The organism is Bacillus sp. Je.9.29.b (assembly GCF_051129925.1).
Taxonomy (GTDB): Bacteria; Bacillota; Bacilli; order Bacillales; family Bacillaceae; genus Bacillus; species Bacillus safensis.
The window spans coordinates 18,412-30,163 of the sequence record NZ_JBCPSO010000011.1 but is presented as its reverse complement, the minus strand read 5'-3'; the positions used below and the strand labels follow the sequence as shown (position 1 = coordinate 30,163).

The 11,752-nt window shown below is 41.8% G+C and carries 23 protein-coding genes; all 23 read left to right on the top strand.

The features are described from left to right. Nucleotides 1–115: 115 nt before the first annotated feature. The 23 genes from tuf (at nucleotide 116) to rplO (ending at nucleotide 11,752) form a co-directional block, all read left to right on the top strand. Complete coding sequence (gene tuf / locus AAZR19_RS18225; protein ID WP_034283892.1) at nucleotides 116–1,306, top strand: elongation factor Tu; 1,191 nt, start codon at nucleotides 116–118, stop codon at nucleotides 1,304–1,306. Between the two features lie 109 nt (nucleotides 1,307–1,415). Further along, on the top strand, nucleotides 1,416–2,375 hold the full coding sequence (locus tag AAZR19_RS18220; RefSeq protein WP_076839360.1) for an alpha/beta fold hydrolase: 960 nt from the start codon (nucleotides 1,416–1,418) through the stop codon (nucleotides 2,373–2,375). Between the two features lie 218 nt (nucleotides 2,376–2,593). Then, entirely contained in the window at nucleotides 2,594–2,902 is a 309-nt protein-coding gene (gene rpsJ / locus AAZR19_RS18215) for a 30S ribosomal protein S10 (RefSeq protein ID WP_003156464.1), read from the top strand. Between the two features lie 37 nt (nucleotides 2,903–2,939). Then, the gene (gene rplC / locus AAZR19_RS18210; RefSeq protein ID WP_024425597.1) at nucleotides 2,940–3,569 is read left to right on the top strand and encodes a 50S ribosomal protein L3; all 630 of its coding nucleotides are present in this window, start codon (nucleotides 2,940–2,942) and stop codon (nucleotides 3,567–3,569) included. 27 nt (nucleotides 3,570–3,596) lie between these two features. Further along, nucleotides 3,597–4,220 carry a 50S ribosomal protein L4 gene (gene rplD / locus AAZR19_RS18205; RefSeq protein WP_024425598.1) on the top strand — a complete coding sequence of 208 codons (624 nt, stop codon included), beginning with the start codon at nucleotides 3,597–3,599 and terminating at the stop codon, nucleotides 4,218–4,220. After that, a complete protein-coding gene (gene rplW, locus AAZR19_RS18200) occupies nucleotides 4,220–4,507 on the top strand; it encodes a 50S ribosomal protein L23 (protein ID WP_003217016.1) in 288 nt (95 codons plus the stop codon). The genes rplD and rplW overlap by 1 nt, the downstream gene beginning before the upstream one ends. 28 nt (nucleotides 4,508–4,535) lie before the next feature. Then, nucleotides 4,536–5,369, top strand: a complete 834-nt coding sequence (gene rplB, locus AAZR19_RS18195) for a 50S ribosomal protein L2 (protein ID WP_024425599.1) — start codon at nucleotides 4,536–4,538, stop codon at nucleotides 5,367–5,369. 57 nt (nucleotides 5,370–5,426) lie between these two features. After that, nucleotides 5,427–5,705, top strand: a complete 279-nt coding sequence (rpsS, locus tag AAZR19_RS18190) for a 30S ribosomal protein S19 (protein ID WP_003216920.1) — start codon at nucleotides 5,427–5,429, stop codon at nucleotides 5,703–5,705. Nucleotides 5,706–5,722: 17 nt separating this feature from the next. After that, nucleotides 5,723–6,064, top strand: coding sequence for a 50S ribosomal protein L22 (gene rplV, locus AAZR19_RS18185; RefSeq protein ID WP_007496316.1), 342 nt, complete (start codon nucleotides 5,723–5,725; stop codon nucleotides 6,062–6,064). A gap of 3 nt (nucleotides 6,065–6,067) precedes the next feature. Further along, nucleotides 6,068–6,724: a 30S ribosomal protein S3 gene (gene rpsC, locus AAZR19_RS18180; RefSeq protein ID WP_003217241.1), complete on the top strand. Its 657-nt coding sequence runs from the start codon at nucleotides 6,068–6,070 to the stop codon at nucleotides 6,722–6,724. A gap of 1 nt (nucleotide 6,725) precedes the next feature. After that, nucleotides 6,726–7,160: a 50S ribosomal protein L16 gene (gene rplP / locus AAZR19_RS18175; protein ID WP_003156478.1), complete on the top strand. Its 435-nt coding sequence runs from the start codon at nucleotides 6,726–6,728 to the stop codon at nucleotides 7,158–7,160. Then, the gene (gene rpmC / locus AAZR19_RS18170) at nucleotides 7,150–7,350 is read left to right on the top strand and encodes a 50S ribosomal protein L29 (RefSeq protein ID WP_003217155.1); all 201 of its coding nucleotides are present in this window, start codon (nucleotides 7,150–7,152) and stop codon (nucleotides 7,348–7,350) included. Before rplP ends, rpmC begins: the two co-directional genes overlap by 11 nt. A 25-nt stretch (nucleotides 7,351–7,375) precedes the next feature. Then, nucleotides 7,376–7,639, top strand: a complete 264-nt coding sequence (gene rpsQ, locus AAZR19_RS18165; protein WP_012008705.1) for a 30S ribosomal protein S17 — start codon at nucleotides 7,376–7,378, stop codon at nucleotides 7,637–7,639. A gap of 39 nt (nucleotides 7,640–7,678) precedes the next feature. Next, nucleotides 7,679–8,047: a 50S ribosomal protein L14 gene (rplN, locus tag AAZR19_RS18160; protein ID WP_003216882.1), complete on the top strand. Its 369-nt coding sequence runs from the start codon at nucleotides 7,679–7,681 to the stop codon at nucleotides 8,045–8,047. Nucleotides 8,048–8,082: 35 nt separating this feature from the next. Then, nucleotides 8,083–8,394 (top strand): 50S ribosomal protein L24, encoded by a 312-nt coding sequence (gene rplX, locus AAZR19_RS18155; RefSeq protein WP_008356538.1) that lies wholly within the window; start codon nucleotides 8,083–8,085, stop codon nucleotides 8,392–8,394. 25 nt (nucleotides 8,395–8,419) lie between these two features. Continuing rightward, nucleotides 8,420–8,959 (top strand): 50S ribosomal protein L5, encoded by a 540-nt coding sequence (gene rplE / locus AAZR19_RS18150; RefSeq protein WP_003217159.1) that lies wholly within the window; start codon nucleotides 8,420–8,422, stop codon nucleotides 8,957–8,959. Nucleotides 8,960–8,981: 22 nt separating this feature from the next. Further along, nucleotides 8,982–9,167 (top strand): 30S ribosomal protein S14, encoded by a 186-nt coding sequence (gene rpsN / locus AAZR19_RS18145; RefSeq protein ID WP_008356542.1) that lies wholly within the window; start codon nucleotides 8,982–8,984, stop codon nucleotides 9,165–9,167. Nucleotides 9,168–9,198: 31 nt separating this feature from the next. Beyond that, a complete protein-coding gene (rpsH, locus tag AAZR19_RS18140; protein ID WP_007496327.1) occupies nucleotides 9,199–9,597 on the top strand; it encodes a 30S ribosomal protein S8 in 399 nt (132 codons plus the stop codon). Between the two features lie 31 nt (nucleotides 9,598–9,628). Then, entirely contained in the window at nucleotides 9,629–10,165 is a 537-nt protein-coding gene (gene rplF / locus AAZR19_RS18135) for a 50S ribosomal protein L6 (protein ID WP_024425602.1), read from the top strand. Between the two features lie 32 nt (nucleotides 10,166–10,197). Continuing rightward, entirely contained in the window at nucleotides 10,198–10,560 is a 363-nt protein-coding gene (gene rplR, locus AAZR19_RS18130) for a 50S ribosomal protein L18 (protein ID WP_008356544.1), read from the top strand. Between the two features lie 24 nt (nucleotides 10,561–10,584). Beyond that, nucleotides 10,585–11,085, top strand: a complete 501-nt coding sequence (rpsE, locus tag AAZR19_RS18125) for a 30S ribosomal protein S5 (protein ID WP_007496332.1) — start codon at nucleotides 10,585–10,587, stop codon at nucleotides 11,083–11,085. Between the two features lie 13 nt (nucleotides 11,086–11,098). Further along, nucleotides 11,099–11,281 carry a 50S ribosomal protein L30 gene (gene rpmD / locus AAZR19_RS18120; protein ID WP_003217067.1) on the top strand — a complete coding sequence of 61 codons (183 nt, stop codon included), beginning with the start codon at nucleotides 11,099–11,101 and terminating at the stop codon, nucleotides 11,279–11,281. Nucleotides 11,282–11,311: 30 nt separating this feature from the next. Then, a complete protein-coding gene (gene rplO / locus AAZR19_RS18115; protein ID WP_003216888.1) occupies nucleotides 11,312–11,752 on the top strand; it encodes a 50S ribosomal protein L15 in 441 nt (146 codons plus the stop codon).

Sequence of the window (11,752 nt, the reverse complement as noted above, 5' to 3'; positions counted from 1 at the left end):
ATTTTGCCTTTAAACTAAAGTATAACTACTATTGAAGATCAGAAAGTGAGAGGTAACTCTTCACTTTCTATCACTCTATACCAAATACAATGAACCTTTAAGGAGGATTTTTAGAATGGCTAAAGAAAAATTCGACCGTTCCAAATCGCATGCTAACATTGGTACAATTGGACACGTTGACCATGGTAAAACAACTCTAACTGCTGCTATCTCAACAGTTCTTCATAAGAAATCTGGTAAAGGTACAGCTATGGCTTATGACCAAATCGATGGTGCTCCAGAAGAGCGTGAGCGTGGAATCACAATCTCAACTGCACACGTTGAGTATGAAACTGAAACTCGTCACTATGCACACGTAGACTGCCCAGGACACGCTGACTATGTTAAAAACATGATCACTGGTGCTGCTCAAATGGACGGCGCGATCTTAGTAGTATCTGCTGCTGATGGTCCAATGCCACAAACACGTGAGCACATCCTACTTTCTCGTAACGTAGGTGTACCATACATCGTAGTATTCCTTAACAAATGTGACATGGTTGACGATGAAGAGTTACTTGAACTTGTTGAAATGGAAGTTCGTGACCTTCTTTCTGACTATGACTTCCCTGGTGACGATGTACCAGTTATCAAAGGTTCTGCTCTTAAAGCTCTTGAAGGAGATGCTGATTACGAAGCAAAAATCTTTGAACTTATGGATGCGGTTGATGAGTACATCCCAACTCCAGAGCGTGACACTGAGAAGCCATTCATGATGCCAGTTGAGGACGTATTCTCAATCACTGGTCGTGGAACAGTTGCTACTGGTCGTGTTGAGCGTGGACAAGTTAAAGTCGGTGACGAAGTTGAAATCATCGGTCTTCAAGAAGAAAACGGTAAAACAACTGTTACTGGTGTTGAAATGTTCCGTAAACTTCTTGACTATGCTGAAGCTGGTGACAACATCGGTGCACTACTTCGTGGTGTATCTCGTGAAGATATCCAACGTGGTCAAGTACTTGCTAAACCAGGTACAATCACTCCACACAGCCGTTTCAAAGCTGAAGTTTATGTACTTTCTAAAGAAGAGGGTGGACGTCATACTCCATTCTTCGCTAACTACCGTCCGCAGTTCTACTTCCGTACAACTGACGTAACTGGTATCGTACATCTTCCAGAAGGTACTGAAATGGTAATGCCTGGTGATAACACTGAGATGGAAGTTGAACTTATCTCTACTATCGCTATCGAAGAAGGAACTCGTTTCTCTATCCGTGAGGGTGGACGTACTGTAGGTTCTGGTGTCGTTTCAACTATCATTAAGTAATAAACATACAAAAGAGACTCCTTGCAAAAGGGTCTCTTTTTTTGCTTTTCCAGATCAGAACGGCTACTATAAGCTATAGAATCTAAATGGAACCGAGAGGATCGCTGGAATGGCAAAGACATATTTGAAAAAATGGTCGATCGGCGGGATTGACCAATGGATTATGATGAAAGAAGACCAGACGAGTGAAACGAAGCCTGTACTTTTATTTTTACACGGAGGGCCCGGCTCGGCTCAAATCAGTTATATTGATTCCTTTCTCGAGGAACTTGATCAGGACTTTACAGTTGTCCATTGGGATCAGCGTGGCGCAGGACTTTCCTATCAAGAGAATCTTCCTGATGCATCGATGACCATTCAGCAATTTATTGAAGACACGATTGAACTGACAGAGAAGCTTCTATCTTATCTAGGTCATTCAAAATTGTATATTGCAGGATACTCGTGGGGATCATTAATTGCCATACAAGCAGTACATAAGCGTCCGGATCTTTATCATGCTTATTATGGGATTAGTCAGGTAGTAGATGTGTTAAAGGAAGATATCGTATCGTACGAGCTCCTTTTGAAGAAATACCGTCGCAATCGGCTGTTTACTGGGTGTCTGCGATTACTGACACCTCCTCCATGGAAACGGACATCAGCTCATGCCTTGTTTTCTCTATATAAAGAGTTTGCGAGCGTAGGTCTCACACATAGATGGAAGCCGGTTTTTCAAATACTAAAAGGGTTTCTTTTTAGTAAGCAATATCAGCTGAAAGATAAATGGAAGTTCATAAAAGGGCAGAAGTTTAGTCAAGACAAGTTATGGGATCAGCTAATGAATGAGAGTATTCAATACCGAGTTTCTACTATATTAATACCGTGCTACTTTCTCATTGGCGATCACGACATGATAACACCAGCTGCTGTATCAAAACCATATGTTGAGCAATTAAAAGCACCAATCAAAGAATGGTTTGTCTTTAAAGACTCTGCACATTCTCCGCATATCGAAGAGCCAGATGAATTTATACGTATCATAAGAAAGACTGCTATACATCATCTTCAGGGAAAGCTTGATTTATAGGCTGAATCCCTGTATAATATGAAAAGTGTGCAAATCATAAATTTATCCGATTTATTATTGCAACACGCAGGCCAATTTGGTACAATAGTGCATGTTGGTCTTTGACTGCGATGAAGTGAGAGGTTGCTGACACACCCGGCCGCTTTGCCATGGCGAGGTGATCAGGTTTTTCTCACGGAGAACTGTCTAACGTAAGTAGGCGAAAAGGAGGGAAAATAATGGCAAAACAAAAAATTCGTATTCGTTTAAAAGCATATGATCATAGAATTCTTGATCAATCTGCTGAGAAGATTGTTGAAACGGCTAAGCGTTCTGGTGCTAGTGTATCTGGTCCAATCCCGCTTCCAACTGAAAAATCAGTTTACACAATCCTTCGTGCGGTGCATAAGTACAAAGATTCTCGTGAGCAATTCGAGATGCGTACTCACAAACGTCTAATCGACATCGTGAATCCAACTCCGCAAACAGTTGATGCACTTATGCGTTTAGATTTACCATCTGGTGTAGATATCGAAATCAAACTTTAATTCAAATAGAAAACACATATTATAGGAGGTGTGACTAATGACCAAAGGAATCTTAGGTAGAAAAATTGGTATGACGCAAGTATTCGCAGAAAACGGTGATCTTATCCCTGTAACTGTTGTTGAGGCTGCTGCTAACGTTGTTCTTCAAAAGAAGACTGTTGACACGGATGGCTATGAAGCAATCCAAATCGGTTTTGATGACAAACGTGAAAAGCTTTCTAACAAACCAGAGAAAGGCCACGTTGCTAAAGCGGAAACTGCTCCTAAGCGCTTCGTAAAAGAATTACGCGGTGCGGAGTTAGATGCGTATGAAGTTGGTCAGGAAGTCAAAGTTGATATTTTCGCAAATGGAGATATCGTAGATGTAACAGGAACATCAAAAGGTAAAGGATTCCAAGGGGCTATCAAACGCCACGGACAATCACGCGGACCAATGACTCACGGTTCACGTTACCACCGTCGTCCTGGTTCAATGGGACCTGTTGATCCAAACCGTGTATTCAAAGGTAAACTTCTTCCAGGTCGTATGGGCGGAGAGCAAATCACTGTCCAAAACCTTGAGATCGTTAAAGTTGATGCAGAACGCAATCTTCTATTGATCAAAGGAAACGTACCAGGAGCTAAAAAATCTCTAGTAACTGTAAAGAGTGCAGTTAAATCTAAATAACTCTCTTAGGAAAGGAGGAAACAAGTCATGCCAAAAGTAGCATTATATAACCAAAACGGTTCTACTAACGGTGAAATCGAATTAAACGCTTCTGTGTTTGGAATCGAGCCAAACGAAAGCGTAGTATTCGATGCTATTCTTATGCAAAGAGCTTCCTTACGTCAAGGAACTCACAAAGTAAAAACTCGTTCTGAAGTACGTGGCGGAGGTCGTAAGCCTTGGAGACAGAAGGGTACAGGTCGTGCTCGTCAAGGTTCTATCCGTTCACCACAATGGCGCGGAGGCGGTATCGTATTCGGTCCAACACCACGCAGTTATTCTTATAAATTACCTAAAAAAGTTCGCCGCTTGGCTATCAAGTCAGTATTGTCTTCTAAAGTAATCGACAACAACATCATCGTTCTTGAAGATCTGACTCTTGATGCAGTGAAAACGAAAGAATTCGCAGGCATCCTTAAAGGATTATCTGTTGAGAAGAAAGCGTTGATCGTCACTGCGGATGCAAACGAAACAGTTGCTTTATCTGCTCGTAACATCCCTGGAGTAACAGTTGTTGAAGCTAACGGTATCAACGTTCTTGACGTTGTCAACCACGACAAACTTCTGATCACTAAAGCAGCGGTTGAAAAAGTAGAGGAGGGACTTGCATAATGAAAGATCCTCGTGATGTTCTAAAGCGCCCTATCATTACTGAACGTTCTGCTGATCTAATGACAGAGAAGAAGTACACGTTCGAAGTTGATGTCAGAGCTAACAAAACAGAAGTGAAAGACGCTGTTGAAGAAATCTTTGGAGTGAAAGTTGAGAAAGTCAACGTTCAAAACTACAAAGGAAAATCAAAACGCGTTGGACGCTACACTGGTATGACTAGCCGTCGCAGAAAAGCGATCGTGAAATTAACTGCTGACAGCAAAGAAATCGAAATTTTTGAAGCGTAAATCTTAAAAAGAAGGAGGGAAATTCAAAATGGCGATTAAAAAGTATAAACCAACCAGTAATGGTCGTCGTGGCATGACTACTTCAGATTTTGCTGAAATCACGACTGACAAACCAGAAAAATCGTTGCTTGCACCGCTACACAAAAAAGGCGGACGTAACAACCAAGGTAGATTGACTGTTCGTCATCAAGGTGGCGGTCATAAACGTCAATACCGTATCATCGACTTTAAGCGTGATAAAGACGGTATACCTGGACGCGTTGCTACAATCGAGTATGATCCAAACCGTTCAGCTAACATCGCTCTTGTAAACTATGCAGATGGTGAGAAACGTTACATTCTTGCTCCGAAAGGAATCCAAGTTGGTACTGAAGTTACTTCTGGTCCAGAAGCTGACATCAAACCAGGTAATGCTCTTCCACTTATCAACATCCCAGTTGGTACAGTTGTGCATAACATTGAATTAAAACCAGGTAAAGGTGGACAATTAGTTCGTTCTGCTGGTACTTCTGCTCAAGTTCTTGGTAAAGAAGGTAAATACGTTCTTGTACGTTTGAACTCAGGAGAAGTTCGCATGATTCTTTCTGCTTGCCGTGCGACTATCGGTCAAGTTGGAAACGAGCAACACGAATTAATCAACATCGGTAAAGCTGGACGTTCTCGCTGGAAAGGCGTACGCCCAACAGTTCGTGGTTCTGTAATGAACCCTAACGATCACCCACACGGTGGTGGTGAAGGACGCGCTCCAATCGGACGTAAATCACCAATGTCTCCATGGGGTAAACCGACTCTTGGATTCAAGACTCGTAAGAAAACCAACAAGTCTGATAAATTCATTGTACGTCGTCGTAAAAACAAGTAACGGGGTTGTCTACGGTTCATTTAGGACCGTAGTTCAATCACGAAGGGAGGTTCCACAATGGCTCGCAGCTTAAAAAAAGGACCATTTGTTGATGATCATTTGATGGCTAAAGTCGAGAAATTGAATGAAACTGACAAAAAGCAAGTCGTAAAAACTTGGTCTCGTCGTTCTACAATTTTCCCACAATTCATCGGTCACACAATCGCTGTCTATGACGGACGCAAACATGTACCTGTTTTCATTTCTGAAGATATGGTAGGTCACAAATTGGGCGAATTCGCACCAAGCCGTACTTACAAAGGTCATGCTAGTGACGATAAAAAAACAAGACGCTAATGAGAGGAGGCTTTTAAATGCAAGCTAAAGCTGTCGCAAGAACAGTCCGTATTGCTCCTCGTAAAGCACGTCTAGTAATGGACCTGATCCGAGGTAAGCAAGTAGGAGAAGCAGTTTCTATCTTAAACCTTACACCTAAGGCTGCTTCACCAATTATTGAAAAAGTATTAAAATCTGCTATCGCAAACGCTGAGCACAACTACGAGTTGGACGCTAACAGCCTAGTGATTACTCAAGCATTCGTTGACGAAGGTCCAACACTTAAGAGATTCCGTCCACGTGCTATGGGTCGTGCGAGCGCAATTAACAAACGTACTAGCCACATTACAATCGTTGTATCAGAAAAGAAGGAGGGATAATCCGTGGGTCAAAAGGTAAATCCAGTAGGTCTTCGTATTGGCGTCATTCGTGATTGGGAATCTAAATGGTTCGCAGGAAAAGATTACGCTGACTTCTTACATGAAGACTTGAAAATCCGTGAATTCATCAGCAAGCGTTTGTCTGACGCGTCTGTTTCTAAAGTAGAAATCGAACGTGCTGCAAACCGCGTAAATATCACAATCCACACGGCTAAACCAGGTATGGTAATTGGTAAAGGCGGATCTGAAGTTGAAGCACTTCGTAAAGCTCTTAACAGCCTAACTGGCAAACGTGTACACATCAACATTCTTGAAATCAAGAGAGCAGATCTTGATGCTCAGCTAGTTGCTGAAAACATCGCTCGTCAACTTGAAAACCGTATTTCATTCCGTCGTGCACAAAAACAAACAATCCAACGCACAATGCGTGCTGGAGCACAAGGAATCAAAACAATGGTTTCTGGTCGTCTTGGCGGTGCAGATATTGCTCGTTCTGAATATTACAGTGAAGGTACTGTTCCATTGCACACACTTCGTGCTGACATCGACTATGCTACTGCTGAAGCTGACACTACTTATGGTAAGCTTGGCGTAAAAGTATGGATCTATCGTGGAGAAGTCCTTCCAACTAAGAAGAATACTGCGGAAGGAGGAAAATAATATGTTATTGCCAAAACGCGTGAAGTATCGCAGAGAACATCGTGGAAAAATGCGTGGTCGTGCAAAAGGCGGTACTGAAGTACATTTCGGTGAGTACGGTATCCAAGCTCTTGAAGCTTCTTGGATCACAAACCGTCAAATCGAAGCTGCTCGTATTGCTATGACTCGTTACATGAAACGTGGCGGTAAAGTTTGGATTAAAATTTTCCCTTCTAAGCCATACACAGCTAAACCTCTAGAGGTCCGCATGGGTTCCGGTAAAGGTGCTCCAGAAGGATGGGTAGCTGTAGTAAAACCGGGCAAAGTTTTATTTGAAATTTCTGGTGTGTCTGAAGAAGTTGCTCGTGAAGCTCTTCGTCTTGCATCTCACAAATTGCCAATTAAAACGAAGTTCGTAAAACGTGAAGAAATTGGTGGTGAATCAAATGAAAGCTAATGAAATTCGTGACCTTACCACTGCTGAAATTGAACAAAAAGTAAAGTCTCTTAAAGAAGAACTTTTCAATCTTCGTTTCCAATTAGCGACTGGGCAGCTTGAAAATACTGCTCGCATTCGTGAAGTGCGTAAATCAATCGCACGCATGAAAACTGTGATTCGTCAAAGAGAAATCGCTGCTAATAAATAATAATTAGAGGGGAGGCCCCGCAAACATGAGCGAACGTAACCAACGTAAAGTGTATCAAGGTCGTGTTGTTTCTGACAAAATGGATAAAACCATCACTGTTGTAGTTGAAACATACAAAAAGCATTCACTTTATGGAAAACGTGTAAGATACTCTAAAAAGTTAAAAGCACATGATGAAAACAACCAAGCAAAAATCGGAGACATCGTAAAGGTCATGGAAACTCGTCCTTTATCTGCGACTAAACGCTTTCGTCTAGTTGAAGTTGTCGAAGAAGCCGTTATTATCTAATAAAGTTCGGATTTCTTTTTCCGAAAGGAGGTAACATTAATGATTCAACAGGAGACTCGTTTAAAAGTAGCTGACAACTCTGGCGCACGCGAAGTACTAACGATTAAAGTTCTTGGTGGCTCTGGACGTAAAACGGCTAACATCGGTGATGTCATTGTTTGTACGGTTAAACAAGCAACACCTGGAGGCGTTGTCAAAAAAGGTGAAGTTGTGAAAGCAGTTATCGTTCGTACTAAGAGCGGAGCTCGCAGAAACGATGGATCTTACATCAGTTTTGACGAAAATGCATGTGTCATCATCCGTGACGACAAGAGCCCACGTGGAACTCGTATCTTCGGACCAGTAGCACGTGAACTTCGTGAAAACAACTATATGAAAATTGTTTCTCTAGCACCAGAAGTACTTTAATGAATACAATCCGCGACTCAAGGAGGTGCGATTAAATGCATGTTAAAAAGGGCGATAAAGTAGTGGTTATCTCTGGTAAAGATAAAGGTAAACAAGGTGTCATCCTTGCTGCTTTCCCTAAAAAGGAACGTGTTTTAGTAGAAGGTATTAACCTTGTGAAAAAACACTCTAAACCAACCCAAGCTAACCCTCAAGGCGGAATTTCTGAACAAGAAGCGCCGATTCACGTATCAAACGTAATGCCGCTTGATCCTAAAACGGGTGAAGTGACACGTGTTGGATATAAAGTTGAGGACGGAAAGAAAGTCCGTGTAGCGAAAAAATCTGGGCAAGTTCTAGATAAATAGTAAATAAGGAAGGGAGGTCTTTCTCATGAACCGCCTTAAAGAAAAGTATGTAAAAGAAATTACACCTGCATTAGTTTCTAAGTTTGAATACAAATCAGTAATGCAAGTGCCAAAAATCGAAAAAATCGTGATCAACATGGGTGTTGGTGACGCCGTTCAAAACGCTAAAGCAATCGATACTGCTGTTGAAGAATTAACGTTTATCGCTGGTCAAAAACCTGTCGTTACTCGTGCGAAGAAGTCTATTGCTGGATTCCGTCTACGTGAAGGAATGCCAATCGGTGCGAAAGTAACACTTCGCGGAGAGCGCATGTATGATTTCCTTGATAAACTTATTTCTGTGTCTTTACCACGTGTACGTGACTTCCGCGGGATTTCTAAGAAATCTTTCGACGGTCGTGGAAACTACACGCTTGGTATTAAAGAACAGTTAATCTTCCCAGAAATTGATTACGATAAAGTAACAAAGGTCCGCGGTATGGATATCGTTATCGTTACTACTGCCAATACGGACGAAGAAGCACGTGAGTTATTAACTCAAGTAGGTATGCCGTTCCAGAAATAATCAATGAAAGGGAGGCGAAATCGTGGCTAAAAAGTCTATGATTGCGAAACAACAACGCAAACAAAAGTTTAAAGTTCAAGAGTATACGCGCTGCGAACGTTGTGGACGTCCACATTCAGTTATTCGTAAGTTTAAACTTTGCCGTATTTGTTTCCGCGAACTTGCATATAAAGGACAAATTCCTGGCGTTAAAAAAGCCAGCTGGTAATCCCCATAAATGGGAAGGAGGTTATTAAATAATGGTTATGACAGATCCGATTGCAGATTTGCTGACTCGTATTCGCAATGCGAACATGGTACGTCATGAGAAGCTAGAAGTACCGGCTTCAAAAATCAAAAGAGAAATTGCTGAAATCTTAAAGCGTGAAGGTTTTATCCGTGACGTTGAGTACGTCGAAGACAGCAAACAAGGAATTATCCGTTTGTTCCTTAAATACGGTCAAAACAACGAACGTGTTATCACTGGTCTTAAAAGAATCAGTAAACCTGGTTTACGCGTATATGCGAAATCAAATGAAGTACCACGTGTACTTAACGGACTTGGAATCGCAATTATTTCTACATCACAAGGTGTTTTATCGGACAAAGAAGCCCGTGCTAAACAAGCTGGTGGAGAAGTACTTGCTTACGTATGGTAAAAAAAGTTTAAGATGAATGGAGGTGCTTGGTATGTCTCGTATAGGTAAAAAACTAATCGAGATCCCTTCAGGAGTAACTGTGACAAACAACGATAACACAGTGACAGTAAAGGGACCAAAAGGTGAACTAACTCGTGCATTTCACCCTGATATGGAAATTAAAATTGAGGACAACGTCTTAACTGTAAGCCGTCCGTCTGAAAATAAAGAACACCGTGCATTACATGGTACAACACGTAGCTTGATTGCAAACATGGTTGAAGGTGTATCTAAAGGTTTCGAAAGAGGTTTAGAACTTATCGGTGTCGGTTACCGTGCAGCTAAATCTGGAAACAAACTTGTTCTTAACGTTGGATACTCTCATCCAGTTGAAATCGTTCCTGAGGCTGGAGTTGAAATCGAAGTTCCATCTCAAACGAAAGTAATCATTAAAGGTATCGATAAAGAGCGTGTAGGAGCTCTAGCTTCTAACATCCGCGCTGTCCGTGCTCCAGAGCCTTACAAAGGTAAAGGAATTCGTTACGAAGGTGAATTCGTTCGCCGTAAAGAAGGAAAAACTGGTAAGTAAGATCGCTTAATGTGAAGAAAGGAGTGACTCGGATGATTACGAAAACTAGCAAAAACGCTACTCGTCTTAAAAGACATGCTCGTGTTCGTGCGAAACTTTCAGGTACTGCTGAAAGACCTCGCCTTAACGTTTTCCGTTCTAACAAGAATATCTACGCTCAAGTAATTGATGATGTTAACGGTGTAACACTTGTAAGTGCTTCTACTCTTGATAAAGAGTTAAAGATCGAGAATAGTTCTGACACTGCAGCTGCTACGAAAGTTGGCGAACTTGTTGCAAAACGTGCTGTTGAAAAAGGAATCTCTAACGTGGTATTTGACCGCGGAGGATACCTATATCATGGACGTGTAAAAGCTCTAGCTGAAGCTGCTCGTGAGGCTGGACTTAAATTTTAATAAAAGAAGGAGGGACACATCCGAATGAGTCGTATTGACCCAAGCAAATTAGAGTTAGAAGAACGCTTAGTTACGGTTAACCGCGTAGCGAAAGTTGTTAAAGGTGGACGTCGTTTCCGTTTTGCAGCTTTAGTTGTTGTCGGTGACAAAAACGGTCATGTAGGTTTCGGTACTGGTAAAGCACAAGAAGTACCAGAAGCGATCCGCAAAGCTGTTGAAGATGCGAAAAAGAATTTAATTGAAGTACCAATGGTTGGAACTACAATTCCACATGAAATCATCGGTCGATTCGGTGCAGGAAACGTTCTATTGAAGCCTGCTTCAGAAGGTACAGGAGTTATCGCTGGAGGCCCAGTGCGTGCGGTACTTGAGCTTGCTGGTCTAGCTGATATCCTTTCTAAATCTCTAGGTTCTAATACACCGATCAACATGATCCGCGCAACACTTCAAGGTTTAAGTGAGCTTAAACGTGCTGAAGATGTAGCGAAGCTTCGTGGAAAATCTGTAGAAGACCTGTTAGGATAAGGAGGGAACAATAATGGCAAATAAATTAGAAATTACCCTCAAACGCAGTGTAATCGGTCGCCCTGAAGATCAGCGTGTCACTGTTCGTACTCTTGGTCTTAAGAAAACAAACCAAACAGTCGTACATGAAGACAATGCAGCGATCCGCGGCATGATTAACAAGGTGTCTCATTTAGTTTCTGTTAAAGAACAATAAAACATTTTTAATCGATAAGGAGGTGCCCAAATGAAACTTCATGAATTGAAGCCTTCAGAAGGTTCACGTAAAGTACGCAACCGTGTTGGTCGTGGTATTGGATCAGGTAACGGTAAAACTTCTGGTAAAGGTCATAAAGGTCAAAACGCTCGTTCTGGCGGCGGTGTACGCCCTGGTTTCGAAGGTGGTCAGATGCCTTTATTCCAACGCCTTCCAAAACGTGGTTTTACAAACATCAACCGTAAAGATTACGCGGTAATCAACTTAGACAGATTAAACAGTTTTGACGAAGGAACGGAAGTAACTCCTGAACTTCTTCTAGAGACTGGTGCAATAAGCAAGTTAAAAGCAGGAGTAAAAATTCTTGGCAACGGTAAATTAGAAAAAAAATTAACTGTAAAAGCCAATAAATTCTCTGCTTCTGCGAAAGAAGCGATTGAAGCTGCTGGCGGTACAGCCGAGGTGATCTAA